Below are 26,767 nucleotides of genomic sequence, written 5' to 3'. Positions count from 1 at the left end.
ATTATTTATTCAATTTCAGGAAGTTTTATTCATGATTAAAATCGGTATCATCGGTTGCGGTTTCATCGGCACTCAAATTTGTTCCGCCGTTGATTCCGGTGCGGTTCCGGCCGTTCTTTTCGGCGTTTTTGATTTCTCCGACGAAAAAGCGAATGCGGTTTTAAAATCTTTGAAATCGGGAAACCCGAAAAAATGCACGCCTGAAGAAATGATTGAATCTTGCGATTTAATTGTCGAGTGCGCGTCTCAGGATGCTGTCTTGAAATACGCTCTTCCTGCGGCCGAAAACGGCGTTGACATGATGGTTCTCAGCGTCGGCGCGTTTCAAAACCCCGACTTTTATCAAAAAGTCAAAGAAGCCGCGGCGGCCAACAATTCTAAAATTTATGTTCCCTCAGGCGCAATCGCCGGAACCGACGGTTTAAAATCAGCGGCTGTCGCAAACTTGTCTTCCGTTTCCGTTACCACGCGAAAACCGGTCTCGGGGCTTGCCGGATCGCCTTATCTTGTTGAAAACAGTATCGACCTCTCGAATCTTAAAGAGCCGACGCTTGTTTTTGAAGGCTCCGCCGCCGAAGCGGTTGTCGCTTTTCCGAAAAACGTCAACGTTTGCGCGACAATCAGTTTGTGCGGCTTCGGTTTTGAAAAAACGGCTGTTCGGATTATCGCCGACCCGACGATTTCTGAAAACATTCACGAGCTGGAAGTTTTCGGCGATTTCGGACACATGAAGATGATGATTGAAAACAAACCGTCTCCTCTAAATCCGAAAACCAGTTACTTGGCGGCGCTTTCCGCTGTTTCAACGCTTAAGAAAATTACGGACCCGATGCAAATCGGCGTCTGATTTTATTTCTTTTTTGTTTTGATAAAATTTTTATTTTTACTGATTTAATATCGATTCGTTTCCGATGCTGTTTTTATTTTTCATGTTTTATTTTTATGCCGCCGCATCGGGTTCATTTGTCATTGCTTTTTGACAAATTTCGAAACACTTATAAAATGTCGGGTTTGATTATTCAGCCATGATGCAGAGAACCTATCGCGCGTACACGCTCAATAATTTCAATGAAATTGAGCAATTTTCCGCGGTCGCCGATGTCGATCGCGAAGCGGTTGAAACAATCGGGCGCGTTTTTCCTTTTAAAACCAATAATTATGTCACGGAAGAGCTTATCGACTGGGAGAACGCTCCCTCTGATCCGCTCTTTACATTGCATTTTCCACGCCGGGAGATGCTTCTTCCCGACCAGTACGAAACAATTCGGCAACTGATTCAATCCGGCGCCGACAAATCCGTCATTGACGAAAAGGTGGAAGAAATCCGCCTGTCTTTTAATCCGAATCCGTCGGGCCAAGTCCATAACGTTCCCGATTGGGACGGCATGAAATTAGACGGCCTTCAGCACAAATATCGGGAAACCGTTCTTTTCTTCCCGAAACAGGGACAAACCTGTCACGCCTATTGCACTTTTTGTTTTCGTTGGCCGCAGTTTTCAAAACTCACAAGCTTATCCGATTCCAAATTTTCCATGACGCAAGATTACGAAATTTACATGGATTATTTGAAATCAAAACCCGATGTCACCGACATTCTGTTTACCGGCGGCGATCCGCTGACGATGAGCACATCGATTTTGAATTCTTACGTTGACCGGCTGCTCGAAGAAGACATGAATCAAATCAAAACAATCCGCTTCGGCACGAAATCGTTGGCTCACTGGCCGTACCGGTTCACAACCGACAAAGATGCCGATGACATTATCAAACTCTTTGAACGCATCGCGGATGCCGGAAAACACGTCGCTGTCATGGCGCATTTCAATCACCCGAAAGAATTGTCAACACCGGTCGTCGAAGAGGCGATTGCACGCATTCTCAACACGGGCGCGCAAATCCGAACACAATCTCCCGTTTTGAACCACATCAACAACGACCCTGCCGTTTGGTCTCAAATGTGGCGCAGGCAAGTGGATCTCGGCTGCATTCCGTATTACATGTTCGTCGCGCGCGACACGGGCGCAAAACACTTTTTCGAGCTGCCGCTCGCGGAATGCCACCGCATTTTCCAAAAAGCGTATCAAGGTGTCAGCGGCATCTGCCGAACCGTTCGCGGCCCAAGCATGAGTTCGCACCCCGGCAAAATCCAAATTCTCGGCGTGACCGACGAGCCCGGCGAAAAAGCGTTTGTGCTGCGCTTCATTCAGGGGCGGAATCCCGATTGGGTCGCGCGTCCGTTTTTCGCGAAATTCGATTCGGACGCGACGTGGATTGACCAACTCAAACCGGCTTTCGGGAAAAAAGAATTTTTCTTCGAATCGGAATTGGAGAATTATTTGAATCCTTAAAACGTGAAATCGTTTGAATCCGAATCAATCGAGCAGAATTTTATAATAAACAATTCTGTTCATTTCTTTTTTATGTTTTTGATTTTGATGAAAATCGTTTATCCGAAAACCGTTTATAGGAATATAGATTTGATTATTTGTTTTCAAGGGATTGGATTTTATGAACAATGATGAAATTTTACGGCGCATTTCCGAATTAAAAGAAGAAAAAAACGCCGTTATTCTGGCGCACAATTACGCGCGCGCCGAAGTCCAGGATGCCGCCGATTTAGTCGGCGATTCATTCGCGCTCAGCTTAGCCGCTGTTGGAACTGATGCCGATATGATTGTTTTTGCCGGCGTTCATTTTATGGCGGAAAGCGCGTACATCCTCTCACCCCAAAAGACGGTTCTTTTGCCCGATGCCGATGCCGGCTGTCCGATGGCGGACATGGTAACGGCAGACGCGCTGAGAGCCGCAAAAAAGAATTATCCCGACGCGGCAGTTGTTTGCTACGTCAACAGCTCGGCGGCGGTCAAAGCCGAATCCGATGTCTGCTGCACCTCTGCAAACGCCGGAGAAGTCGTTGAAGCAATCGATAAAGACGAAATTTTATTTGTTCCCGACAAGAATCTCGGACATTACATTTCCACTTTGACGGACAAAAAAGTTCATCTTTGGAACGGATTTTGTCCGATTCATCAGCAGATCACGGCTTTTGACGTTTTGACGGCAAAGGCGAAACATCCGAATGCTGTTTTCTTGGCGCACCCCGAGTGCCGCCCCGAAGTCTTGGCGCACGCCGACGGCATTTTCAGCACCGCCGGAATCATCAAATACGCCGCTGTGTCCGATGAAAAAGAGTTTATCATCGGCACCGAGCAGGAAATGATGCATAAGCTGATGAAAGACAGCCCCGACAAATCCTTTTACCCCGTTTCCAAATACGCTTACTGCGCCAACATGAAAATGGCAACGCTGCCTTCTGTCTTAAACGCGCTTGAGACGGAAACGACAAAAATTACGGTTCCCGAAGACATTCGCGTTAAAGCGAAAAAATCGCTTGACAGAATGCTTGCGGCCGTTCCGAAATAATTAACAGCCGCTTAAAATCGGAAATATTACGAAACTGCGAAAATCAACGGATGAAAAAATGACTCTGATTCAAAAAATATCCACTTATTTGGAATTTATGAGGTACAAAAACGCCGCAATGGCAGGCGTTTCATCCATTGTCGCCGTTTTTATCGCGTCTTCCATTCTCAATTATCAAATGGACGGCGATTTATTCCACACAATCACGCACTTGTTTTATATTTTCATCATGGTTTTTCTGGCAACGGGTGCCGGAAATATGCTCAACGATTATTATGATGTTGACATCGACCGCATCAACAAACCGAATCGGCCGCTTCCGTCGGGCCGCATCGGATTAAAAGAAGCCGTTTATTTGACAATCATTTGTTTCTCTGTCGCGCTTCTCATTGCGTTTTTAATCAATCCTGTTGCCGGAATTATCGGATTCATTAACGTTTTCATTTTAATCTGGTACGCAAAAACGCTCAAGCGCACCGTTCTCCTCGGCAATCTTTCGATTGCCTACTTGACAGGATCGACCTTTTTGTTCGGTGCGTCCTTCCTCGGAACCGACGGCGTTCTTGTTATGATTCCGCTTTTCCTTTTGGCATTCTTGGCAACAGCCGCGCGTGAAATCGTCAAAGACATCGAAGACATCAAGGGCGATTCCGAAGACGGCGCCGTGACTTTTCCGATTAAATACGGCGAAAAACCGGCAATTTATTTGGCGGCGGCATTCGGATTTTTGGCGGTTTTGCTCAGTCCGCTTCCTTACGTTTTGGGAATTTTAACCGTTCATTATCTCTACGCGCTGGTTTTCGTTATTCTGTGCTTCTTTGCCGCGATTTATTATTTGTTCAAAAAAGATTACGCCAAATCGTCTCAGCTTTTTAAAATCTCGATGTTCTTGGCGCTTGCCGCGTTCATTATCGGTTTGTTCTGATGAAACCGATTCTTTGTTTATTTGTCATCTGTTTTTGAAATTCCGGCCGCGTCATCAAAACCTTTTTTAATCATTCATTTTTAATGTTGAGTCACTTTTGAAAAATTAAAAAACAAAATCGGAGTTTTCTATGACTAAAGAATATATGCTCGGCAACGCGGCAATCGCTCGCGGTGTCAGAGAAGCCGGTGTCGGGTTGGTTTCGGGCTACCCCGGAACGCCGTCTTCTGAAATCGTTGACATTTTACGCGCTCAAAAAGATCGCGATTATTATGTGGAATGGTCCGTGAACGAAAAAGTGGCCGTCGAAGTTGCGATCGGTGCCGCTTTTGCAGGGACGCGCGCGCTCGTTACGATGAAGCACGTCGGCTTAAACGTCGCGGCCGATCCGTTAATGACAGTCTGCTTCGCCGGAACCAAAGGCGGCCTCATCATTTTGGCAGCCGACGATCCGTCTTTCCACTCGTCTCAAAACGAGCAGGACACGCGCCGCTATGCGCAATTCGCTCAAATTCCGTGTTTTGACCCGGCCACGCTGCAAGACGCCAAAGACATGATGGCTTTCGCGTTCGATTTCTCCGAAAAATTCGAAACGCCGGTTCTCTTCCGCCCGACAACGCGCATCAGCCACGGGAAATCCAGCGTCGAGCTCGGCGATGTTAAACCGAATGCGAACGTCGTTGATTTTGTCAAAGACCCGAGCCGCATGGTCATGATGCCGAATTTTGCGCGTCCGCGCCATGTCGCATCGCTTGAACGCCAAAAACCGATGTCTGAAGCACTCGAGCAATCTCCTTGGAACGTTCTTGAAATCTGCGAAGATTCAAAAATCGGTGTCATTTCATCGGGCATCGCTTCCGTTTACGCAAAAGAAGCGCTTCACGCGCTCGGTGTCAACGCTTCATTCTTAAAAATTACGGCTTATCCGATGCCGGATAATCACATTCTTGAAATGCTTAACCACTGCGACAAAGTTTTGATTATCGAAGAACTCGAACCGATTGTTGAAGACCGTGTTCGCATTTTGGCGCAGCAGAACCAAATTTCAACCGAAATCATCGGCAAAAACCCGGTTCCTCGCGTCAACGAACTCAATTTCGAAATTTGCCGCGATGTCATCGCGTCTGTTTTCAAAGAATCTGTCGACACAACTTCGCCGGCATTCGCCGCTTCCGGCAGCGTTTCCGCGCTTCCGGCAGAGCTTGCAGACATCGCTCTTCCGCCGAGACCGCCCGCGCTTTGCGTCGGCTGCTCTCACCGTTCCGCTTTCCAAGTCATTAAAGAAGTGTTCGGCAAAAACGCGATTTTCCCGAGCGACATCGGCTGTTACACGCTCGGCATTCACAGCGGCGCCGTTGACACGACGATTTGCATGGGCGCAAGCATCAGCATGTCTTCGGGCATTGCGCATTCCGGCGAAAAGAAACCGGTTTGCTGTACGATCGGCGACTCCACTTTCCTGCACACCGGCGTGAATTCGTTGATGAACGCCGTTTACAATAACGCGAACATCACGGTCGCGATTTTAGACAACCGCATTACGGCGATGACGGGACACCAGCCGAATCCGAACACGGGTCAAACCGCTGCCGGAATCGAGTCTCTTCCGGTTTCGCTTGAAGCGATTTGCGCGGCGGCCGGGGCTCAATTTATTCGAACGGTTGACGCCTACGATTATGCAGCTTTAACAACCGCGTTCCGCGACGCGAAGAGTTTTGAAGGCGTTTCCGTCGTCATTGTTCAGCAGGCGTGCGCGATTGTCGCAAGAAAAGCCGGCATTCGAAGAGAGCCGTTCGCGGTGATTCCCGATAAGTGCAAAGGTTGCCGCAAATGCGTGAATTTCGGCTGCCCGGCAATCGAATTTGACAAAGGGCCGGCGATTGCGTTTGTCAATTCCCAGTGTATCGGCTGCGGCGTCTGCGCGCAAATTTGTCCGTTTGACGCAATCGAAGAGGTGAAAAAATGAGCGAAAATGGAAACAACGGTGAAAACAAATGTTTCGGAAGCGTTCCGAATTCCGGAAAAACCGACATTAAATACGATGTCGTCATCTGCGGTGTCGGCGGCCAGGGCGCGATTTTAGCGTCTGACATTCTCGGAAGAGCAGCCGTTGCCGAAGACCGCGCCGTTCAAGCGGCAGAAACGCACGGCATGGCGCAGCGCGGCGGATCCGTTGAAAATCACGTTCGAATCGGAAGCGCTTACGGCTCGCTCATTCCGAAAAGAGGGGCGGATCTCATGATTGCGCTTGAGCCAGCCGAAGCGGTTCGTTACGCTCATTTGATGAAAGACGGCGGCACAATTATCGTCAACATTGAACCCGTTTATCCGTTTACGGTGACAACCGGCAAAGCCGAATATCCCGATGTCGATGAAATGCTTGCCGCGCTCTCAAAATCCTTTAACGTCAAAGCATTTGACGCAAGCGCCGCCGCAAAAGATGCCGGCAACCGCCAGGCGGCAAATGTCGTCATGATCGGCGCAGCATCTCATTTTATTCCGCTTCAGGAGCAGACATTTATTGATTGCATCAAAGCGCTGGTTCCGCCGAAATTTTTAGACGTGAACTTAAAAGCGTTTGAACTCGGAAAAGAAAGCGTTCAGTGATGAATGCTTTTCTTTTTTTGTTTTTATTTTTATTCGTTTTTAAAAAATGTAAATGAAAGATTTTTGATTATTCTTCTTCGGTATCAAACCAAATACCGTCTTCACCGTTTTCATATCTTGTTCCGTCTAATCGAATACCGGCTTGGATTCTTTGAATTTGACGCTTTAAATCTTCATCGGCTTCCTTCAGAAGTTTCTTTGTTGCTTCTATTTCTTCGGGCGTTGTATCAGGTTCATATCCGACCTAGTTAACAATTTCATCAATTGTTTCATGACGCATTTTATCACTTCCGCAATTCTTCAATAGTGTATACATCTATTTTTGTATTTATGTGTTTTCTATCTTCTAAAGTCTCTTTTGTTATGGATTTTATTTTGTACCAAATCCGGCGGGATCTTAATATTTCCGCTTCAGCTTGGTCAACATATAACGCTTCCATTTTCTTTTTAAGATTCAAACGAAACAAAATCGGCTCTTTTGAAGTTGTATAACTCAAAGCTTTTTGAAAATCCAAACTGAAACTTCCGTATGCTTCATCTAAATATATTGTTCCGGCACATGGGTTTTTAATCCAGTCGATATTGTTCACTCCTCTATACAGCCAATAATCCCGATCAGCTTTACTTTTTTGAATTGCGCTGTCAAGATTTTGAAAATGAAAATCAATTAATTCTTTTTCTTCTTTCGTCATTGAATCATAAAATGAAAAGTCACGGCAGCATGAATTAATCGCATAACACCATGTTTTTTTCTTCCAGCTTTCAGGAATCGGAAAACTCCAATCGTTTTTTTGATTGTTCCAAAAATGAACATCCTGATAATTGCCGATACAAACCTTTTCGGCAGACGACAGGTTTTTTCTGTCGTTATACGGGATTAAAAAAGTGCTGTATTCCTGAAGAAGTTCCAATCTTTCGGCAACAATATTTGCCGAATTTGATTCATATTCTGTGAATTTTTCCGCTTTTGGAATTTTCTCTGTTTTTTTCAACTTCTCGGCTGACATGGTTTTTTCGGTTTTGGCAAAATCATTCATACTTTGAAAAAATCGCAGACGGATTTAACGAAATCGTTTTTTTCAAAAAGCAAAAGTTTAAAAGCGAAATGTGAAACACTGAAATTAAAAAAATTGAATTTTAAAGTTCAGAGAAATAAAACTCAATAAATCATGAGCGACGCGAACGTTTTTTTGACACAAGATATTTAAATATCCTTTACATTGAAAAAAGAATCAAAAATAATTAAAATCCATAGGCAACGGAACAGAGAATTATGAAGATCGTGATGAAATTCGGCGGAACTTCCGTCGGCGACGGGAAAAAAATTCGCCATGTCGCTGAATTGGCGAAGAGTTATTATGACAAGGGAGATCAGGTTGTTTTGGTGACATCCGCGCTTGCCGGCGTGACTGATCAGCTTCTGGATGTCGCGACAGCCGGCTGTGAGAACGGAAAAGTGACGGGTGTCACGGAATTTATCACTGCGCTGAAATCACAGCATTTTACGGCGGTAAACGATGCGATTGACGATGAAAAAACGCAGGAAGAAGTCATCGAATTTTTAACAAGCCGAATTGATGAGCTTGAAAAGGCGCTCATCGGCATTTGCTATTTGGGCGAGCTCACGCTTCGCTCGCGCGACAACATTTCCTCTTACGGCGAGCGGTTGGCAGCGCCGATCGTCTCAGGCGCACTTCGTTCCATGGGAATCGCATCTGTTGATTACACCGGCGGCGAGGCCGGCATCATCACGACAGATGTTTTCGGCGGCGCAAAACCGCTTCCAAAATCTTATTCTTTGATTCACGAAAAATTAGCGCCGGGGCTTAAAAATTCTGTTCAGGTTGTGACGGGTTTCATCGGCGAAAACGAAGAAGGAACGATTACAACGCTCGGCCGCAGCGGTTCGGACTACACCGCGTCCATTGTCGGCGTCGGCATCAAAGCGGATGAAATTTGGCTTTGGAAAGAGGTGGACGGCATCATGACCGCGAACCCGAAAATCGTTCCGAGTGCGCGCACGATTCATTTTATTTCTTATCAGGAAGCGATGGAACTCTCCTCTCTCGGCGCGGAAGTTTTGCACCCGCGCGCGATTGAGCCGTCCATGATGCATAACATTCCGGTTCGCGTGAAAAGCACGTTCAAGCCGGACTTTGAAGGAACGCTTGTCGTGACCGAGAACAAAAAGTCCAAAAACGTGGTTAAAGCGGTCAGCATGATTAAAAAAGTCTCGCTGATTAATGTTTCCAGTCCCGAAATGGTGGATTCCGTCGGAAAGCTCGCGGTCATTTTTTCAATTCTCGCGAACAAAGAAGTCGGCGTTCGTTTAATCAGTCAAGGTTCGGAGTCCAGCATTTCGTTTATTGTCAATGATGCCGACCGCGCGAAAACGGTCAAGGCGCTCAAAGCCGAACTCGGAGACGCGTACGCGATTGACTACCGCTCGGATGTGTCCGTTGTTGCCGTCGTCGGCGCGGGAATGGCCGGAACGCCCGGCGTTGCAAAGCGCGTGTTTACGGCGCTCGGAAAGGAAAACATCAGCATTATTATGATCAGCCAAGGCTCTTCCGAATACAACATTTCCTGTGTCGTCAGCAGCGCCGAGGTCAACAAAGCGGTTGTCGCCCTTCACGCGGAATTTGAACTGGACAAACCGGAAAACGGAAAAGAATAATAAATCCGAAAAACCATTTCATCAATATCAATTTTTAATTTAATTTCTATTTGTTAATCAATTATTAAATCACAATTTTTAATTTGAGGCTTCATTTATGACGGGAAAAGAACAATCCACTTACGCGACTTCCGGCGTCGATATTCATCAGGAAGAAGACACGATTAAATCGTTGACGAAAACGATGACTTACAAAAGAGAAGGCTTCGGCGCGCCGTTAACGGACATCGGCCATTACGCCGGTTTGATGGATTTCGGCGAATTCGCAATCGCGATGACGACCGACGGTGTCGGTTCCAAAGTTTTAATCGCAAACGAAATGGGAAAATGGGACACTGTCGGCATTGACTGTGTCGCGATGAATGTGAATGATTTGCTTGCAATCGGCGCGGAACCCATCGGTTTTGTCGATTATCTCGCGCTTGAAAAACACAAACCCGGCTTCGCCGAGGAAGTCGGAATCGGTCTTGCAAAAGGCGCGGAAATTTCAAAAATGTCCATCGTCGGCGGCGAAACTGCGACGCTTCCGGATGTCATCAAAGGTTTTGATCTTGCCGGCACCTGCATCGGCGCCGTTAAAAAAGAAGATGTTTTGACCGGTGAAAAAATAAAAGTCGGCGACGTGATTATCGGTCTCAAAAGCAGCGGCATTCACAGCAACGGTTACTCCCTCGTCAGAAAAATCATCAAGGAATCGCCTTACGATTATCACGATTACTGCCCCTACGACTCCAAAACAACAATCGGCGATGAACTTCTCGTGCCGACGAAAATCTACATGGAAGTCTTAGACGTTATCAAGCAGCACGAAGTTCACGGCCTCGCTCACATTACCGGCAGCGGTCTTTTGAAGTTGAGAAGAATCACCAATCTCGGTTTTGACTTCGACGACCCGATTGAACCGCCGGAAATTTTCAAATTCCTTCAGCAGCAGGGCAATGTCAGCGACCTTGAAATGTACAAAACCTTCAATATGGGCATGGGATTCATCATCATCGTCCCCGAAGAAGTCGCGCCCTACGTGATGGGCTTAACAGGCGGAAAACGCGTCGGAACAATCGTTGAATCCGGCATCAAAGTGAAAGATTTAGTGATTGAGTAATTTTCAAAATCTCAATCATTTATTTTCTGTTTTGTTAGAAGTTTTCGTTTTTTCTTTTTTGCAAACGACTTTTCAATCTTTTTAAAAAATAAATTCAAATTCGGTGTTTTCATGGTTTGCATTAAAAATCTGGATGTTGTCATCATCGGCAGCGAAATGACGCTTTCCGAATGCGAAGATTTAATCATGGAAAAATCGGATGAAGTTTGGCTCGTTCCCGGCGGCTATGAATTACTCGGAATTATTCTTAAAGGCGCGCGGCCGTTTCCGGTTGGAATTTCCGGGAATTGTTTGTATTTTCAATATGTTAAACCGTGTTTCGGGATTTTTGCGCTGATGCTTGAAAATTGTAGGGAAATTGACGCGCTGAGAAAGGATTTTTTGAAAAACGGATTTGAAAAGCGGAAATAAAAAAGAAATGACTGAAACCAAAAATAACCAAAATCAAAATGAACAAACCAAAAGAATCAAAATGAAATCAAAAAAACAAAATTTTAAAAAATAAAAATACGGCAGTTAAAAAACAGCCGGAATTAAAAAATTCTTAATCAATTCTATATACCGGAATTTCGGGGACCGGATAGTTTGAAACAATTTGTTTGCCTGCAATGATTGAAAATTGTTCGGAGGGCATGGTCGTTTCAATCGTAAATGGTCCTTTGTAGATGATTTCATATGTCATTTCTTTCATGATTTCACTCTCTTTTATCATTGAAATTTCCATCCAATATATGATGGTGTCACATTTAAACGAATGTTCAGATCGGTCGGGTTTCTGAATGCAAATATTTTGAATACTTCTTCACGACAACTGCAAGCGCATTTTGTTTCTAAGATTGCGCCCAATACTTTAATATCAACACTATTACTATTTATTTGTATTGTTTCGTTCTGAGGTGCTGACAGCAGAAAATCAAATTCATCCAGTTCTAAAATTTCAGAGATGAAATTGAAATTTTTTTCGCATTTCATTTCGTTTGAAATGTCATTCCAAACTTCCCATATCAATGATTCTAATTCTGAATCCGGTGAAGCAATGTTTAAACCGATTTCTTTTGCTTCTTTTCTGCCGACCGCATATCCGTGATGGAAATAAGACGAGTTCAGAGTTTTTGCAATTGATTGTGTTTTTGATTGATCTTTCATATGCATCATCAGCATTTTTTCACAGAGTGAGATCGACAGCTGATTGCTTCGTTTTGCGGATCCAATCGGCAAAACACCGACTTCTTCAGATAATTGTTCCAATGCCTGAACAATATATTGTTGGTCGGTGATTCCGAAATCATCTCGTATAAAATCAATATAATTTCGAATATCTTCAGATCCGAAATGAAGCCGATTCGGGCCGGTCGGCGTTTGTTTTTGTACAATAATTTGGGGATCAACCGGACCTAAATTGGAATAAGGGTGCATGATAATTTCATCTGCCCCGAGCGCTAACAATGTTGCCGCGCTGTAAGCGACAAACGGAACCAAAACAGAAATTTCTTCAAATCGTTCTCTTAGAATATTCATAATTCGCCAAGAAGCAATCGGATCACCGCCGTTGCTGATAATAAGCAAATCTGTTTTTTTCTCAGATTCCGGAATTAAACGAACATGTTTTATAAATTCCGTAACCACATCACCGGCCATACTGGAACTCATTCCTGAACGAATACTTGTCGCGTAAACAATCAACGGGCGTTTTCTATGTTTTTCAATTTTATTATACAGATTAATTCGGTCTGAATAAGACATATTTTATCACCGAAATAATCATCGAAATCAAATGTTAAAGCCTTAATTATATTATTTGAAAAAAGTAAATATGTCAAATATATCTTAAAAAATAATAGTTTGAAAATCAATAATATTAGAAGTAATATTTCGAAATAATATAAATCAAACACAAATAACACGGAAATGAAAAACCAAAATGAAGTTGAAAAAAACGAAAATTAATAAAACCGAAAAAAGTGCATTAATAAAACTGAAAAAAGTGCATTAATAAAACCGAATAAAACACAAATCAAAAATAAATAAAATTTCATCCGTTTCCGGATGAATATTTATTTTCAAATTATTTTTAAAATTAAGCCTTCACAAATGTGTCGGAAATGTTCAAAAGTCCGGATCCCAATGTGATGCGGAGAATTTTGTCTTCGAATGCGGCGGAGCCGACTTTAACATCTTGGTAGTAAAGCGTGTAACCGCTGTCTGTTTTTTCCCAGGTGCCTTTGATCTCAAGCGCGCCTAATTTTGCGACATAGCTGCCGTCTTTGTCAAAAGTGGCTGTTGCGCTGGTCTTTTCGCCGTTCCAGGTTCCGACGATTTTATCGCCGAGACAGCCGGAAAACATACAAGCTGCTAAAACGAGAACCAAAACGGATGCAATTAAAGTTTTTCTGATAATAGTATCCCCTCAATTAAGTTTTTATTTTTGTTCCCGAAATTAATATTTCGGTAAATATTAAAATGCACATGAGTATAAAAACATATTTCTTATTAATTTTTGATTTGTTTGCAGCAATCCATCTTAAAAAACCGAAAAACGAAAGTCGCAAAAATAAAAACTGCAAAAATAAAAGCTGTAAAACAAAGATGAAACGAGTTTATAAAAATAATTTAAAAATAAAAGAATAGTCCCGAACGGATTCGAACCGCTGTCACCGGCTCCAAAGGCCGGAATGATTGACCACTACACTACGGGACTGCTGCGAATGAATGAGAAAGGAAAAGATAACATAAAAAGATTTTGATATGAATGAACGCTTTTAAACAGTTTTAAAGCAAACTTACAACAAATAAAATTAAAAAATTTAAACAACGCGAAATAAAAAGACGGAGCAAAGAAATCTTTGCTCCGAATATGATATTCGACTTAGCAGAGTCTTAACGAATATCAGTTGGATTGTTTGGGACAGGTTTTGAATTTCAATTGCTTAAAATTCAGTAACGAATTTGCGCGCCATGTAAAGAGCGGCGATTCCGAGAATGATAATGAGAATCATCCAAGTGATATCTGCCGCCGGAACAATACCGGCCCACATTTCGTTATAAGCTTCCATTGCTGCTTCTGTTTGTACCATTTTATCACCTCAATTAGCCCTGCGCGCAAGCGCTTTCTGCTTTTTCTCTTCCGAAGTCCGTGATGACATACTTGTGCAGCAAGAAATCTTTTTTGTAGATGCCTTCTGTGTCCACTTTCTGTTCAATGTCGGAAAGCATTCCGCCGGAAGCCAATTCAATGAGGTCGAAATTGATCAAGTCGCGCTCGTAATTTCCGCTCATGTTGTATTCTTTGAAAATCGTTTCAACGACTTCGTTGTTCCAATGCGGCTGGCCGTCATTGAAAATTTCCAAAAGTCTGATTTTTAAAGGTCTTTCACCCATATTATTCACCTCTCAAGCTTGTCATACCGTCTGTGCTTTCCGTAAACATCAACAAACTGCCGATGACACAGAGAATACCGCCGATAATGATTGCCCAGCCCGGTGATGTTCCGAAGAACAGGAAGACGAAGATGACGGCACAAAGACCGTACAAGTTTCCGATACCCTGGCCGCGGCCGACACCGATGAGCGGGAATGATTTGTACCAAGTCACGTAACAGAAACCGAACGTGATACCGGCAAACATCAACACGACGAGAACGAGCGGATCAAAGATCTGAAGCGCGTATGTAATCATCGGGAATCCGAGGAGTGAAAGGACAGGGATCACAATAATCCACCAGTAACCGGCTTCAGCGATGAAGCGGATGGTGAGTGCCGAGTCAGGCTCAGCCAAGTCCAATCCTTTTCCGGCAACGGCGCCTTCAAGACCCCAGCACAAAGCAGCCATCAAACCACCGAGGTAGCCGATCCACTGAATGTTGTCACTGCCTGACGCCATTTCTGCGACAAGACCGCCTGCGTAGATAGAAATACCACCGGCAACAATAACAATAATACCGGCTGCAGCGCGTTTTGAGATTTTTTCACCGTACCACAAGCGTGAAACGGTTGCACCGACGACAGGGTACAAAAGACCGGCAACGGCCGAGAAAGCGGCGCCGATGAAACCCATCGCCAAGTAGGATCCGAAAACGGCCATCATACCGCAGATACCTGCGAGGAAGAACCATTTGGAACATTTCTTGAAGTCGAAAATTGTTCTTTTCAATTCTTTCAGTTTGTGTTTTCCGAGAACTGTGTTCCATACAAGTAAAGCAATGACACAAGTCAAAGCGTTTAAAGCCGTAATTAAGACCGCGACAACGACCAAAGACATTGAATCGCCGTGCGTTGCTGAAATTGCGACAGACATATCATCGAACGGATTTAAAACCCAAATCGCTGTGCCCGGCAAATACCAGATACCCCAAAATACGGCACAGAAAAGTGCCCACATATAACCGTATTTGAATTTACGGCTTCTTTCTTTTGCTCTTATTTCGTCTAAAGAGACCACATTTTCAACCATAGATATTTCTCCTGAAATATTGTTCGCCCACACACACTTTTAGCGACATCTGATAATTCAGATCTAAGGTCACCTTTTTGTTTTTCCGTTTTTTGCTTTCATTTGAAAGCCGAGATTTTTATTGAAACGTTTATGAAAATTTATTGAAGATTTTCAATTTCAATAATAAATTGTTTGTAAAATGTTGAAATCAAGAATGCCGGTTATGCCGGCATTCCGATTCCATAAGTTTTCAGCATTAAGCTGCTGCTTTCTTTTCCTGCTCTTTTTGAGCCCACCACCAAAGCGGTGCGAACAAAGCAAGCACAACGAAACCGAGCAATGTCGGACCAATGCCGATTGCGGGGTCAGTTGCGTTCAAGTAAACGATACCCACCAAGTAGAAGATAAGGTTCACGAAAGCGAAGATCAATGCAACATACTTCCAGCCTTTGGGCGCCTTGAACGGGCGTTCCAAATCCTTGAATTTCGGGTCCGTTGCCGCTTTGTAGTACGCAAGCAAACTGATACCGTTTGCGAACACATAACCAAGCGCGGATGCTGATAAGATTGCTGCCGGTCCGCCGGATTCGTTCAAGAAGGAGAATGCCAAAATCAAAAAGACATTGAAAATCGCAATGATGATCATTGCTCTCATCGGTGTGCCGTTTGCATTCACTTTGGACAAGTAGGACGGCAAGTTGCCTTCTACTGCCATTGAGTGCATAGATCTTGCAGAACCGTTAAAGGCTGTCTGAATGATCAAGACCATTGCTGCAATCAACATGACGATGGCGACTAATGCGCCCCATTCGCCGAAGACCTGTGTGGCCATCGGGAGAAGCGGGGAAACACGTGCTTCTTCAATTCCGGAAATGCCGAGCGTTCCTGTAACGGATGCCTGAACAAACACGAATGAGAAAAGACAGATCAAACCGCACACGAAAAGTGCTTTCGGAACGTCTGATTTCGGGTTCTTGTATTCAGGGCCGTAGATCGCGGCTGTTTCCCAAGCACAGGCACTCCATTGAGCGGTTGCCATAATACCGAGGAAAACCAAAATGTTAGATAAGCCCCAATCCCAGTCTGTCGGGAACCAGCTTCCTGTGATGTTTTCCATGTGGAAATCGCCTGTAAAGAACGGGGCGACGGTAATCACGAAAAGCGGAATTAATGAGAACACGGCTAAAATGTAGCCGACTGTTGCGCCGCTTGAAACACCTTTTGAGTTAATCAAGATAAGCGCAGCGAAAATCAAAATTCCTGCTCCGAGTGAAAGCCAAATGGGTGAAATATTTGCAAACGCAGGGATAAACGTGGGCATGATACCGCTGAGATAGTCTCCGATTAAGATGGAGTAAATCGCAAGCACGGGGTTCCATGCAAACCAGTAACTCCATGCGGAGAATCCGCCGATAAATTTACCTGTTTTCGTTCCTGCGCCGAACACTGCCTGCGCGAAACCCGGCAAACCGGATGCATTGGCAAATGTTGTTGCCATTTCACCGTAAGCCAAGTTCTGAATAAAGCCTTGCAAAACTGAGAGACCCCATGCCACAATGGCAAAGGCCCAAAGAGTCACAGCAAAGGTGCCGATTGACGGTAAAATCAATAACGGTACGCCAAGTGCAATTGCAAGACCCTGTTTCCAATCAATAGATCTTTGTAATGAAGTATTGTCACTGTCCACAAAACCACCTCGGGTTTCTAAAATTACAACATATCTGACAAACACCTCGCAAAACAGAAACAAATCATCATCAAATCATTCGACCAAAAATTTTGACAAAAGATTTAATTTTGCAATGATTTCCATAAAACCGAGATTATCATGAAATCGTAGCGGAAGACGTAATTACGTAAACCGGTCACCGGCTGTCGACTACAGCCTCCGCTCATCCAATCATTTTTGTTTGTCTTTAAACCTCCGTATATTTTGCACGCATGTTTTTCACATCGCTTGCAAAACTGGGACGCGAAACTAAAAAATAAAGTCCAAGAGCGCTTGTCTCTTGAAAATACCCCCATATCCCTGTGAGAAATAATCAACCGAGTTGAAAAATCACAGGCCTTATTTTTTATATTTCCGGAAGGTCAATGAAATATCCCTTCGGAAATTATTCGCGGTGTGTAAATGGATAAAATCGTATATAGCATAACCGTTTGACACTTTCTTGTAAGGGCTTCAAAATACGATAAAATGAGAATTAACGGGTTTTTAATCAAATTATAAAACAATTATAAAAATCATAACTTGTAACAATTTCCCGAATAAACGGAAATTATAATCAAATTTTTGATTTTAAACGCAATCGGTAAACTCAGTCTAATATACTTGATTCGAGTATTTTCAAAGCGCTTTTTTTCAGATTCATCGCAAATAAATTTTTGACGCGATTTTTCATCAAAAATTTGCATCGGATTTTCTTTTATTTTTCCTTTAATTTGATGAAAATTTTAATTTTTGAACGTTTTTTGCAAACATTTATCCTTGATTTTTCAATCATTTTTTTGGTTTTTTTTAATTTGTTCCAAAATAAATGCGCTTTCATCAAACATTGGAAAAGATTCCGAACTGCCGATATCTTGCAGTTTTGTTCTGTAAAGCAATGCATAATATCTTCCTGTTAATAAAGCTTTAGCTTTATATAGTTAAAACTGCATCTAAATATCAAAATCAAAAATTTATATTGCTTGAATGTTCCCGGCCTGAACAATCGTGAATTATAACGTGGTGTTGATTATTCCGATTAAGCTGTAAATATTGTGTCAAGCATATTCATTTTGACAAAAACAAAAAATCATGATTTTTCAACTATTATAATAATGTTTCAAACGTTTGATGCGGTTTACAGAGGATTTGCATCAAACGATTACCAATACTTATACTCAATTTATTCGGGATGGGGCCAGCTGTGAATAAACCAACTGTTGCATTAACTTTAAGCGATATTGTCTGCCTTTCGGAGAAAAGGCGCACGATCCTTTTGCTTCTCGGCAAAAAAGGATACACAATCGACGAGTTCACGGAAAAGATGAACATGACGGCGCATTCTTTGGCGCCTCAATTAAAAACGCTCAGGGATGAGGAAATTGTTGTTTTAAAAGACGGTGTTTATGAACTGACGAATATCGGTCAGATTCTTGTTAAAAATATGTATCCGCTTTTTGAAACGATTGACGTTCTTGAAAAGGATCACCGTTTCTGGTTCAGCCGAAACCTTTCGGTTATTCCGGCGGATTTGATGGAACGTATTCGCGACATCGGCAATTATAAGCTTTTGGAATACGACATCAGCGAATACATGTTTGATGTTCCGGCGGAATTCAGCGACAATTTCAAAAAATCAAAACACGCGATGTGCATGCTTTCCGTTTATCATCCGATTTACTCGGAAATGTAGTTCGAAATGGCCGAATCCGGCAAGGAAATGACATTTATCGTCACGCCCAAAGTTTATGACAGATTCGTCGAAGACCACGAAAAACGTTTGAAAGAAATCATCAAAAAAGAAAACGTGACGTTCATGATTTTAAACGACAAGGGCGACACGATTGTCCCGTCAATGACGCTGACAGACGTTTTCACTTACATTTATTTCTTTAACAACGACGGCGTTTACGACAACAAAATCATTGTCAGTTTAGACGATTCCACTCGCTCCTGGGCAAAAGAATTGTATAAATATTACAAAAAACAATCCACAGCGATTGAATCCTGATTTTGAATCTATCTACTTGAATATGAAATAAACGGCGGAAAATTAAACCCGCCATTCTTTTTTTGATTTTTTGAAATTTCTCGCTGAGATTTTGCTTTCGTTTTTCCGGTTGGCGTTAGGTTTGTGTTTTCGATTGGTGTCAGGTTTGCATTTCCGATTGGTATCAGGTTTGCGTTGCCGCTGCCGGCCGCCGCCGCGCGCGAGCCGCACAAATTTTATGAATCGATTCGAAACCAACGAGTGCGTTTTCAAGAAACTAATCGAAAAATCAATCTTCGTTTTTCAAAAAAATAAAATGAAAATTAAAAAATGAAAAAGAATCGCTTAAAACACATTTTTCGCGAATCCTTCAAAAACAAAACGCGTCATAAACGGCAAAGCGTCTTTGGCAATCGTGATGTCTTCTTCGTGCATTTTAAAATCAACTTTTTCAAGCGGCACGGCTTCGCGTTCCATATATTCCATAATCATCTGTTTTCCGAGATCGCGCGCATAATTTAAAGCTTCGTCGCGGTCGGCGAAAGCGTGTCTGCCGCCCGGATAATAAACGATAAAACCGTTTGTCCGGATCACGTATCGTGATTCGCTTTGAACGGTTCGAACCGAAATGTCAATCCGTTTCGCGATTTTTCCGACGAGCGCACCGACGGCGTTTCCGACATCAAAATATTCCGGCGTTAAGATTTCCGCGTCAATCAATTGGCTCAATTCGTCGGCAAAAGCTTTCACGGGACCGCCGATCATCACGACAGGAATGTCTAATTTAAATTTCATCATCGGTTTTTTAAACGACAAAACCGCTTTGACCGTCTCTTTGTAAACCGGCGATGATGTCATTTCGGGACTAATCGGCGCTTCGAAATTGGATCGAATATTAAACACATCGGAACGCGAGGTTGTGACAATGTTTTCCGAATTGTCGGCAAGACTCTTTTCGGTAAGGAAATAAACCAATTCCTGCGCCATTTTTAATGAAAAAGTTTGCTTCAGATAACGGCAAAGCTCGATGTAATCGGTGTCTAAAAAGGACGCCGTAATTCGCGCGCAAAGGACGGCGGCTTCCGTGTCAAATTCATTGTAGTCGCCTAAAACGTGCAGAACATCCGTCGGCGTCAAACCGATCATGTTCACCAACTTTTTAGAAACAAGCGACTTTAAAATCTCGGCCGGAACATAAGGCAGATCCCATATAATATCGTTGACGGAAACAGGTTTGTCGGTTTTGATTCTGTCATAAATTTTCTGCTCTTCCGCCGTCAATCCGATTGCCGGATTGCCGCTTCGAATGTAAAAGCGAACCGGCTGAATGTATTCGCTGAAACGATGTCTGTCGGCAAACCATCTTTCATTCAAACTTTCCATGATTTCGGGATATATCGCGGCGGCCCGGCAAATCGGAATGATTCGTCTCGGTCCGAATTTAATTCTGTCCTGAATGCTTGAATCCGACACCGACGGCAAACGAATCCAAATTTGACTGTCGCCGCCGAGCGCGGACGTTTCCATTCGAATCGCGCGAACTTTTGTCCGCCAGCCGCCGACAACCGCGCCGTTATCGGAAATGTCCGGAAAACCGTTTTCAACCAAAGAAACATCGGTGCTGGTGCCGCCGACATCAATCATCAAACACGTTTCGCGGCCGGATAAGAAAGACGCGCCGAGCAAACTGGCCGCGGGGCCTGAAAAAATAGATTCGACCGGTTTTTCCATTGCTTCTTCGATTCCCGAAACCGCGCCGTTGCATTTTAAAATCTTAATACTCGCGTTTAAACCGCGGCGTTTGATTTCGGAAATGACGGCGCCGACAAAACGATTCGTCACCGGCAAAAGCATCGCATTCAAATAAGCCGTCACACCGCGCTCGTAAGTGCCGAGCGACTGCGCCAGCTCGTGGCCGCAGACAACCGGATATGCATTTCCGCTTTCATCTCTCATTAATTTTTGAATTAATTCTCGCGTTTTTAATTCATGTTCCGGATTTCGGACGCTGAAATAAGAGGAAACGGCAAAAGCCGACACTTTGTCTTTTACGGATAAAACATATTCCTCAATCGCTGCCAAATCCAGTGGCTCGGCTTCGTTCCCGTCATTATCGTGGCCGCCGGCAACAATCGTATAATTTTGAACCGCTTTCTGATCGTCAAAATTCAAAAGCTTAGGATTCCCGATTAAAATTAACGCGGCCGCTTCGCCCGTGTTTTCAAGAACCGTATTGGTTGACAAAGTTGTTGAAACCGAAACAACCGAAACCTTCTCAAGCGTTTCCTTCGGCAACTCATCAAGCGCATTTTTGATGCCGCCGATCGGATCCGGATAAGTCGTCAGCGATTTCGCGGATTTTAATACGGTTTTGCTTTCATCATCAACAATCACAACATCGGTGTACGTTCCGCCGGTGTCAATTCCTAAGCATAATGTCATTTTTGAATTCTCCGCGATATGGTTTTTAAATCAGATGTTTTTTGAGTTTTTAATGAATAATAAAATGAATGAACGAGCTGAATGAAGATACTTCAATGAATGAACGAATGACAGACATTTGAATGAATCGATATTCGAATGAATGAATGAATGAATATGAATGAATGAACAGAATGTTTTCATGCAATTTAATATTGTAGAATTTTTAAAATTTGTAAGGCTTGATAATTTGCATTACAATTATCTTATAAAATGTAAACGAGATTATTTTTTCACAAAACCATAATCAAAAAGGTTTATATGAATTTGAGATAATGGTATGACTGTTTTTAGACTGACCCTAAAATAAAAAAGGAAAAGGAACAACAGATTTGAGGCTTTGCTGTCCTTTTCCGACACGGGGGTTGTTGTATATCTTGCCGGCTGTTTTGGCGTTCGTAAGAACAGGACAGTGGCAGTGGATTATACAAAGTATTAAAAACGAGCGGGACGGAGTGTGTGTGGAACTTTTTTCTGCGCCGCCCCTCCCGTCTCTAATTGTGAGTTATTTATGCACCTGCGCTTAAGCACCGGTTGCTGCTTTGACTTTTGCGACTGCGTCAGTTGCGCTTTCGCCGTAGATGTCTGCGCCGATCTTATCTGCCCAGTCCTGTGTGCACGGTGCACCGCCGACCATCGTTTTAACGGAGTCGCGGACGCCTGCTTCTTTGAGCTGTTCTTCGATCTGGATCTGGTTGACCATTGTTGTTGTCATCAAAGCGGAAGAACCAACGATTGCCGGTTTGTTTTCCTTGACGGATTCAACGAATGTTTTGATCGGGACGTCACGACCGAGGTCGATAACATCGTAGCCGGCAATGCCGAGCATGGAAACGACGATGTCTTTTCCGATGGAGTGAATGTCGCCTTCGATTGTACCGATAACGACTTTGCCTTTGCTGGTTGTTTCAGCTTTTGTCTTTTCCATTTCCGGTTTTAAGATTTTAATGCCAGCATTCATTGCTTCGGATGCTGCTAAAACGTGGGGGAGGAAAAGGGTGCCTGCTTCGAACTGAACGCCGACATCGCCCATCGCATCCGTGTATGCCTGAATGATTTCAACGGGGTTGACGCCTGCTTTAAGGCCTTCCTGTGCTGCTTCTTCGGCCATTTCGCCATCGAATTCCATAATTGCTTCTTTTGCCATTGCAATAACTTCGTCTTTACTTGCCATAATTTAAACCTCTGTATATTTTTTGTTTAGAGAACTCAGATCTTGAATTCTTTGTCTGCCTTGTCAACAATTGCTTTCATTGCTGCGAGGATGTCTTTGTCGATTGCCGGAACTTCGTGGTTCTTCATGACATCAACAAATGTGTCGTGTGCTCTGTCAGCTGCGTCTTTTGCGCCTGCTGCTGCCCAGTCGCCGAACATCTTTCTGTCGAAGAGTTTCGGGGAGGACGGGAGGTCAACGAGTTCTCTTGTTTTCTTGAGTGCAAGGAAGTTGTTGCCGATACCGACTTTTTTGATCTGGTCGACACCGAGGGTTTCTTCATTGACAGGGATACCTTCCATGGCTTTTTTGACCATTGCGATGATGTCGTTGTCGATGATGAGTTGTTCCATGGAGAAAGTCATACCGAGTTCGAGCATACCTGCGCCGTAGATTGTGTTTGCGCCGCCGAGTGCTGCGAAGGTTGTGGTGATTGTTTTCTCGTGGCCGGCCTGTCCGTCCGGAACTTTTGCGTCAGTCTATGCGCCTGCAACGAATGCGGGGAGGCCGTAGAATTTAGCGAGCTTGGAGACACCGGCACTGATAAGGCCGAGTTCGGGGGAGCCGACAGGTGCTGTTCCCATCTTCAAGTCGAAAGTTGTGGTGGAGCTGCCGTAGTAGACAGGTGCGCCCGGGTTGGTGATCTGTGCAAGGACGATACCTGCGAGAACTTCTGCGTTGTGTGTCACGAGTGTACCTGCAAGGTAAACCGGTGCGGAACCGCCGGACATTGCCATAGAGAGGACGTTGACAGGCATGCCGCGCTGTGCGCCTTTCATGATAACCTGGCAAGCGTTGCTGCTGAGTTCGAGCGGGCTTGTCGGGCAAACCAACATGGACATAATCGGCTTTTTGACAGCTTCGTCTTCGTTGCCGCCGTAGTAAGCTTTGATGATTTCCCAGTATGTTTCGACGTTTTCGCCGACGGGGTCAATGTCGTGGTAGTGTTTCTCGGTGCTGGTCAAAGGTGTGAAGACTTCGTGGACGTCCTGTGCGCCTTTACCTGCCCAGTCTCTTGCGGAAACAGGGAGGGAGAAGTAGTCGATGTTTTCTGCCCAGTCACAAAGTTTTGCGATGTCAGCGATGTCCTGTTCGACGGAGTCGACGGTTTCGTATTTGCCGGGTGCGACATAGTTTGTCATCTTAACGCCGGTACCGAAGCAAGTCCAGTGAACTTTGCCGCCGCATTCCATGACAGTGTTGTATTTCTTGTTTCTTGCCCAGAGCGTGAATCTGGAAGGTGCTGTCTGAAGCGCTCTTCTGACAACGAACTCGGGGATTTTGACAACCTGTGTCTTTTCGTCAACTTCACAGCCGTTTGCTTTGAAAACAGCTCTTGCGTTGGCGTCGGAAACCTGGATACCGGGTTCCATAAAGACATCCATTGTTGCTTCGTGAATTGCTTTTAATTCGTCTTGGGTGAAGAGCTCAAACTCGACACCGTTAAGTGCTTTTGTTGCTGCAAATGCATTACATTTTGCCATGTTATAGCCTCTGTTTATGTTTTATTTAATTTTGTAAAACACACAATTGTGCGTGCTTTATAAATTTGAATTTTGCAAACAAAAAATATCGGATTGCAGGGCGGAAAAACAAAATCCTTGTGTGTGATTTGGTGTGTATTGTGTGTTTGATGTGTATTTCGTGACGTTTTGAAGGATTTTCGTCAGACGATTTTATCTTGTCAGATATTTTTTTGTCAAATAATTTGAGATAGCATACGCTCATCTCTTGATGGATTTTGCTTCCCGCATTGCTTTTGCGAACTCGCCTGATGGCGATATTATAAATCTTATGATTTTTTATTCGAAGCTTATTCTGCCGGGATTATAATTTTTTCGGAATAATCGGTAAAAGCGGAATCAGCCACAAACCTGCAGTCCGATGAAATATGATTTGCGAGGATTGTTTTAACACACAAGAACAATCCTCATTTTTTCGCAAATCAAAAATCGTTTACATTACTGTTTCAGCTGGTTTCTGAAAGAGTCACAGCAGTTGATCTTTGTGTCAAGGACTTTTTCGATGTTCATTTTTGCAGCGATGCCTTTGGGTGCGCCCGGAACGGATGTAACAACACCGATACCGAGTTCTTCTCTGACATCTCTCATTGCGTATTCATCGGACAAGTCAAACACATCGACACCAACTTTCTTGGCGACGTATTCTTTTGCTTCCTTGATTCTCATGCTCTTGGCAAGCTGCATACGTGCGACAAGGTCGCCGCCTGCGCGGATACCGGTCATACCGGATGCCATGATGTGTGAAATCGGCATACCGAGCGGGTCGCCGACACCGATCTAAATACCGTCTGCGCCTGCAATTTCAACAATTGCTTTGCTTGCGCGTGTAACGGCGTCAATCGGGGGTGTTTCAAGCATCGGGATACCGCCGACACCCATACCCATATCGGCATGGATCGGGATCTTGGAAACTTTGCAGCATTCTTTTGTGAATGTGACTGCACGGGCAAGGTTCCACGGGAATGTCTTGCTTGTGTTTGTGTTGACTGCCGGACCGAAGACGTTTGCGCCTGCTTTCTGGACGAGTTCAACCTGCTGGTGCGGCCAGAGGCCTGCAAGAATTGTGTTTTCGAATTCGAGCATGCCGTGCATACCAATCCAGCTCTCGCCGGCACTGCCGACTTCGATGTACATTTCCGGGAATTCTTCACGGAGTGCTTTAACTGCATTGAGTGTGCCGTATGCGTCTGCGTCGCCTGCTGCACCTGTTGTGTCTAAGTTGACACCGTCAGAGCCTGCGCCCATCAATTTCTGCATAATCCAGACGATGTCGCGGGTCAAGTGTTCTGCGGAGTGTTCCATGGAAGCGAATGCTTCTTCGAGTTTGAAGGCTTTGAGCAAGTCTCCGGGGTTCTCGAACGGACCGTCAGGGGTGTAGTAGAGACCCATGTTCGGCATTGCACCGTAGAACAACGGGACAACCATGTTCTGCTGTGCGACTTCCATTGTCTGGCATTCCTGGGAGACGATGGGTTTGACGGGTTTGAAACTGTAGTCGATGTGACCGAGTTCCATTGTGTCTGCGCCGAATGCGCGTTCGTGCATCATCATACCGACAAGACGGCTGGACGGGATACCGACGCCGCTGTTACCCTGGTCGCCGTCGAGACGGATTGTGCTGATGTCGTGGGACATCGGAACTTCCATACCGTATTCAACGGAAACGGATTTACCGGGCATTGTACAGATTTCGACAATCTTGTCGATTTCGTCTGCGGAAAGTTCGGGAACACCGCCGTAATCGACTGCGTTTCCTGCGCCGGCGAGGGCATCTTCTTTGATCTGTTCTTTTGACATGGAGACGCGTTTACCGTCACCCATTCTTAAAATGTATTCTGCTGCCATTTTAGTAACCACCATTATAATTTGATTTACAACAGAAGGGTTTTGGCTTTGTCAACTGCTTCAGTTGCATTTTCTGCATAGCAGTCTGCGCCGATTTTCTCAGCCCACGCGGTTGTTGCGGGTGCGCCGCCGACCATGACTTTGATGTTGTCTCTCATGCCGTTGGCTTTGAGGAGTTCAATAATCTCTTTCTGGCCGGTGAGTGTGGTTGTCATTAAAGCGGACAAGCCGACCATGTCAGCATTGTATTCTTTGATTGCTTCAATGAATTTTGCGTTCGGCACGTCTCTGCCAAGGTCGTGGACTTCAAAGCCTGCGGACTGGAGCATTGTGGAAACGATAGATTTGCCGATGTCGTGAACGTCACCTTCAACAGTACCGTTGATGATAACTTTCTTGACGGTTGCGCCTGCGGAACCCATATCGAGGGTGTCAACTGCTGCCTGCATACCGTTTGCTGCCATCATAACGTGGGGAAGGAAAACTTTTCCTCTCTCGAACTGGTCGCCGACTTCGGTCATACCGGCTGCGAGACCATCGATGATTTCGACGCTGGGCATGCCTTCGTCGACTGCTTTCTTTGTAGCTGCCATGATAACATCTGCTTTACAGCTGACCATAGCGTCGGATAATTCCTTTAAAAGTGCTTGTTTATCCATTATTTTTACCTCCGTAAAATAACTCAATTTGTCAAAACTTTGATTTTTTGCATCAAAATTTTTAAAATGCGTTTTTGTCTGGATCAGGTTTTTCAAAAGATGCAAAATTCGATTGCATCCCCCCGTGTACAATTCGAAAAACCTCCAAAAAATGAATTGTACTGAGTATGAAAAGGGCTGAA

General features: G+C 44.3%; 22 protein-coding genes, 1 tRNA gene and 2 pseudogenes. 11 read left to right on the top strand and 14 right to left on the bottom strand.

Going from position 1 to position 26,767, the window contains the following annotated elements; translation table 11 throughout:
* The first annotated feature begins 31 nt into the window (after window positions 1-31).
* The 6 genes from MmiEs2_RS06860 (at window position 32) to MmiEs2_RS06835 (ending at window position 6,955) form a co-directional block, all read left to right on the top strand.
* A complete protein-coding gene (locus MmiEs2_RS06860; protein ID WP_316559130.1) occupies window positions 32-847 on the top strand; it encodes an aspartate dehydrogenase in 816 nt (271 codons plus the stop codon).
* 178 nt (window positions 848-1,025) lie between these two features.
* Entirely contained in the window at window positions 1,026-2,348 is a 1,323-nt protein-coding gene (locus MmiEs2_RS06855; RefSeq protein WP_316559129.1) for a KamA family radical SAM protein, read from the top strand.
* Between the two features lie 160 nt (window positions 2,349-2,508).
* Window positions 2,509-3,423, top strand: coding sequence for a quinolinate synthase NadA (gene nadA, locus MmiEs2_RS06850; RefSeq protein WP_316559128.1), 915 nt, complete (start codon window positions 2,509-2,511; stop codon window positions 3,421-3,423).
* A 58-nt stretch (window positions 3,424-3,481) separates the two neighbouring features.
* Complete coding sequence (locus tag MmiEs2_RS06845; protein WP_420891222.1) at window positions 3,482-4,348, top strand: geranylgeranylglycerol-phosphate geranylgeranyltransferase; 867 nt, start codon at window positions 3,482-3,484, stop codon at window positions 4,346-4,348.
* A gap of 130 nt (window positions 4,349-4,478) precedes the next feature.
* A complete protein-coding gene (gene iorA, locus MmiEs2_RS06840) occupies window positions 4,479-6,314 on the top strand; it encodes an indolepyruvate ferredoxin oxidoreductase subunit alpha (protein ID WP_316559127.1) in 1,836 nt (611 codons plus the stop codon).
* A complete protein-coding gene (locus MmiEs2_RS06835) occupies window positions 6,311-6,955 on the top strand; it encodes an indolepyruvate oxidoreductase subunit beta (protein ID WP_316559126.1) in 645 nt (214 codons plus the stop codon). Before iorA ends, MmiEs2_RS06835 begins: the two co-directional genes overlap by 4 nt.
* Window positions 6,956-7,239: 284 nt before the next feature.
* Here the strand turns inward: MmiEs2_RS06835 and MmiEs2_RS06830 are convergent, their stop codons facing one another.
* Window positions 7,240-7,947 (bottom strand): ADP-ribosyltransferase, encoded by a 708-nt coding sequence (locus MmiEs2_RS06830; protein ID WP_316559125.1) that lies wholly within the window; start codon window positions 7,945-7,947, stop codon window positions 7,240-7,242.
* Between the two features lie 281 nt (window positions 7,948-8,228).
* Between MmiEs2_RS06830 and MmiEs2_RS06825 the strand changes: the two genes are divergently transcribed.
* The 3 genes from MmiEs2_RS06825 to MmiEs2_RS06815 all read left to right on the top strand — a co-directional run bounded on the left by MmiEs2_RS06825 (window position 8,229) and on the right by MmiEs2_RS06815 (window position 11,145).
* Window positions 8,229-9,632 (top strand): aspartate kinase, encoded by a 1,404-nt coding sequence (locus tag MmiEs2_RS06825; protein WP_316559124.1) that lies wholly within the window; start codon window positions 8,229-8,231, stop codon window positions 9,630-9,632.
* Window positions 9,633-9,729: 97 nt separating this feature from the next.
* Window positions 9,730-10,734, top strand: coding sequence for a phosphoribosylformylglycinamidine cyclo-ligase (purM, locus tag MmiEs2_RS06820; RefSeq protein ID WP_316559123.1), 1,005 nt, complete (start codon window positions 9,730-9,732; stop codon window positions 10,732-10,734).
* Window positions 10,735-10,845: 111 nt separating this feature from the next.
* Window positions 10,846-11,145 (top strand): DUF1894 domain-containing protein, encoded by a 300-nt coding sequence (locus MmiEs2_RS06815; protein ID WP_316559122.1) that lies wholly within the window; start codon window positions 10,846-10,848, stop codon window positions 11,143-11,145.
* A 133-nt stretch (window positions 11,146-11,278) separates the two neighbouring features.
* On the opposite strand, the gene MmiEs2_RS06810 is transcribed toward MmiEs2_RS06815, so the two are convergent.
* The 8 genes from MmiEs2_RS06810 to MmiEs2_RS06775 form a co-directional block, all read right to left on the bottom strand.
* Complete coding sequence (locus tag MmiEs2_RS06810; RefSeq protein ID WP_316559121.1) at window positions 11,279-11,446, bottom strand: hypothetical protein; 168 nt, start codon at window positions 11,444-11,446, stop codon at window positions 11,279-11,281.
* Entirely contained in the window at window positions 11,443-12,477 is a 1,035-nt protein-coding gene (locus tag MmiEs2_RS06805; protein WP_316559120.1) for an SDH family Clp fold serine proteinase, read from the bottom strand. The genes MmiEs2_RS06810 and MmiEs2_RS06805 overlap by 4 nt, the downstream gene beginning before the upstream one ends.
* Window positions 12,478-12,811: 334 nt before the next feature.
* Complete coding sequence (locus MmiEs2_RS06800) at window positions 12,812-13,078, bottom strand: hypothetical protein (protein ID WP_316559119.1); 267 nt, start codon at window positions 13,076-13,078, stop codon at window positions 12,812-12,814.
* A gap of 281 nt (window positions 13,079-13,359) precedes the next feature.
* Window positions 13,360-13,432, bottom strand: a tRNA-Gln gene (locus tag MmiEs2_RS06795).
* Window positions 13,433-13,661: 229 nt separating this feature from the next.
* Complete coding sequence (locus MmiEs2_RS06790; RefSeq protein ID WP_316559118.1) at window positions 13,662-13,808, bottom strand: hypothetical protein; 147 nt, start codon at window positions 13,806-13,808, stop codon at window positions 13,662-13,664.
* A gap of 13 nt (window positions 13,809-13,821) precedes the next feature.
* Window positions 13,822-14,112, bottom strand: coding sequence for a hypothetical protein (locus tag MmiEs2_RS06785; protein WP_316559117.1), 291 nt, complete (start codon window positions 14,110-14,112; stop codon window positions 13,822-13,824).
* A gap of 1 nt (window position 14,113) precedes the next feature.
* Window positions 14,114-15,184, bottom strand: coding sequence for a DMT family transporter (locus MmiEs2_RS06780; protein WP_420891221.1), 1,071 nt, complete (start codon window positions 15,182-15,184; stop codon window positions 14,114-14,116).
* A 238-nt stretch (window positions 15,185-15,422) separates the two neighbouring features.
* Window positions 15,423-16,853 carry an APC family permease gene (locus MmiEs2_RS06775; protein WP_316559116.1) on the bottom strand — a complete coding sequence of 477 codons (1,431 nt, stop codon included), beginning with the start codon at window positions 16,851-16,853 and terminating at the stop codon, window positions 15,423-15,425.
* A gap of 1,225 nt (window positions 16,854-18,078) precedes the next feature.
* On the opposite strand from MmiEs2_RS06775, the gene MmiEs2_RS06770 reads away from it, so the two are divergent.
* Together MmiEs2_RS06770 and MmiEs2_RS06765 are read left to right on the top strand one after the other, a co-directional pair.
* Window positions 18,079-18,567: a helix-turn-helix transcriptional regulator gene (locus MmiEs2_RS06770; protein ID WP_316559115.1), complete on the top strand. Its 489-nt coding sequence runs from the start codon at window positions 18,079-18,081 to the stop codon at window positions 18,565-18,567.
* A gap of 6 nt (window positions 18,568-18,573) precedes the next feature.
* Entirely contained in the window at window positions 18,574-18,885 is a 312-nt protein-coding gene (locus MmiEs2_RS06765; RefSeq protein WP_478219580.1) for a transcriptional regulator FilR1 domain-containing protein, read from the top strand.
* Between the two features lie 324 nt (window positions 18,886-19,209).
* On the opposite strand, the gene MmiEs2_RS06760 is transcribed toward MmiEs2_RS06765, so the two are convergent.
* From MmiEs2_RS06760 to MmiEs2_RS06740, 5 genes and pseudogenes are all read right to left on the bottom strand, one after another.
* Window positions 19,210-21,306, bottom strand: a complete 2,097-nt coding sequence (locus MmiEs2_RS06760; RefSeq protein WP_316559113.1) for a hydantoinase/oxoprolinase family protein — start codon at window positions 21,304-21,306, stop codon at window positions 19,210-19,212.
* Between the two features lie 562 nt (window positions 21,307-21,868).
* Entirely contained in the window at window positions 21,869-22,519 is a 651-nt protein-coding gene (locus MmiEs2_RS06755) for a B12-binding domain-containing protein (RefSeq protein ID WP_316559112.1), read from the bottom strand.
* A gap of 35 nt (window positions 22,520-22,554) precedes the next feature.
* Window positions 22,555-24,042, bottom strand: a pseudogene (mttB, locus tag MmiEs2_RS06750) ([trimethylamine--corrinoid protein] Co-methyltransferase).
* 477 nt (window positions 24,043-24,519) lie between these two features.
* Window positions 24,520-25,926 (bottom strand): annotated as a pseudogene (gene mtbB, locus MmiEs2_RS06745) ([dimethylamine--corrinoid protein] Co-methyltransferase).
* A 26-nt stretch (window positions 25,927-25,952) separates the two neighbouring features.
* Entirely contained in the window at window positions 25,953-26,585 is a 633-nt protein-coding gene (locus MmiEs2_RS06740) for a methyltransferase cognate corrinoid protein (protein ID WP_316559111.1), read from the bottom strand.
* Window positions 26,586-26,767 lie beyond the last annotated feature (182 nt).

The sequence above is a fragment of the Methanimicrococcus stummii genome (genome assembly GCF_032594435.1).
Lineage (GTDB): Archaea > Halobacteriota > Methanosarcinia > Methanosarcinales > Methanosarcinaceae > Methanimicrococcus > Methanimicrococcus stummii.
The sequence above is the reverse complement of the archived record's forward strand: the minus strand, read 5'-3'. Positions and strand labels throughout refer to the sequence as shown.

Excerpts from the sequence above, each read along its gene's own strand:
- MmiEs2_RS06860 (WP_316559130.1), top strand. The coding sequence starts at position 32 with ATGATTAAAATCGGTATCATCGGTTGCGGTTTCATCGGCACTCAAATT.
- MmiEs2_RS06855 (WP_316559129.1), top strand. The coding sequence starts at position 1,026 with ATGATGCAGAGAACCTATCGCGCGTACACGCTCAATAATTTCAATGAA.
- nadA (WP_316559128.1), top strand. The coding sequence starts at position 2,509 with ATGAACAATGATGAAATTTTACGGCGCATTTCCGAATTAAAAGAAGAA.
- MmiEs2_RS06845 (WP_420891222.1), top strand. The coding sequence starts at position 3,482 with ATGACTCTGATTCAAAAAATATCCACTTATTTGGAATTTATGAGGTAC.
- iorA (WP_316559127.1), top strand. The coding sequence starts at position 4,479 with ATGACTAAAGAATATATGCTCGGCAACGCGGCAATCGCTCGCGGTGTC.
- MmiEs2_RS06835 (WP_316559126.1), top strand. The coding sequence starts at position 6,311 with ATGAGCGAAAATGGAAACAACGGTGAAAACAAATGTTTCGGAAGCGTT.
- MmiEs2_RS06825 (WP_316559124.1), top strand. The coding sequence starts at position 8,229 with ATGAAGATCGTGATGAAATTCGGCGGAACTTCCGTCGGCGACGGGAAA.
- purM (WP_316559123.1), top strand. The coding sequence starts at position 9,730 with ATGACGGGAAAAGAACAATCCACTTACGCGACTTCCGGCGTCGATATT.
- MmiEs2_RS06815 (WP_316559122.1), top strand. The coding sequence starts at position 10,846 with ATGGTTTGCATTAAAAATCTGGATGTTGTCATCATCGGCAGCGAAATG.
- MmiEs2_RS06810 (WP_316559121.1), bottom strand. The coding sequence starts at position 11,446 with ATGATAAAAGAGAGTGAAATCATGAAAGAAATGACATATGAAATCATC.
- MmiEs2_RS06805 (WP_316559120.1), bottom strand. The coding sequence starts at position 12,477 with ATGTCTTATTCAGACCGAATTAATCTGTATAATAAAATTGAAAAACAT.
- MmiEs2_RS06800 (WP_316559119.1), bottom strand. The coding sequence starts at position 13,078 with ATGTTTTCCGGCTGTCTCGGCGATAAAATCGTCGGAACCTGGAACGGC.
- MmiEs2_RS06790 (WP_316559118.1), bottom strand. The coding sequence starts at position 13,808 with ATGGTACAAACAGAAGCAGCAATGGAAGCTTATAACGAAATGTGGGCC.
- MmiEs2_RS06785 (WP_316559117.1), bottom strand. The coding sequence starts at position 14,112 with ATGGGTGAAAGACCTTTAAAAATCAGACTTTTGGAAATTTTCAATGAC.
- MmiEs2_RS06780 (WP_420891221.1), bottom strand. The coding sequence starts at position 15,184 with ATGGTTGAAAATGTGGTCTCTTTAGACGAAATAAGAGCAAAAGAAAGA.
- MmiEs2_RS06765 (WP_478219580.1), top strand. The coding sequence starts at position 18,574 with ATGGCCGAATCCGGCAAGGAAATGACATTTATCGTCACGCCCAAAGTT.
- MmiEs2_RS06760 (WP_316559113.1), bottom strand. The coding sequence starts at position 21,306 with ATGACATTATGCTTAGGAATTGACACCGGCGGAACGTACACCGATGTT.
- MmiEs2_RS06755 (WP_316559112.1), bottom strand. The coding sequence starts at position 22,519 with ATGGCAAGTAAAGACGAAGTTATTGCAATGGCAAAAGAAGCAATTATG.
- MmiEs2_RS06740 (WP_316559111.1), bottom strand. The coding sequence starts at position 26,585 with ATGGATAAACAAGCACTTTTAAAGGAATTATCCGACGCTATGGTCAGC.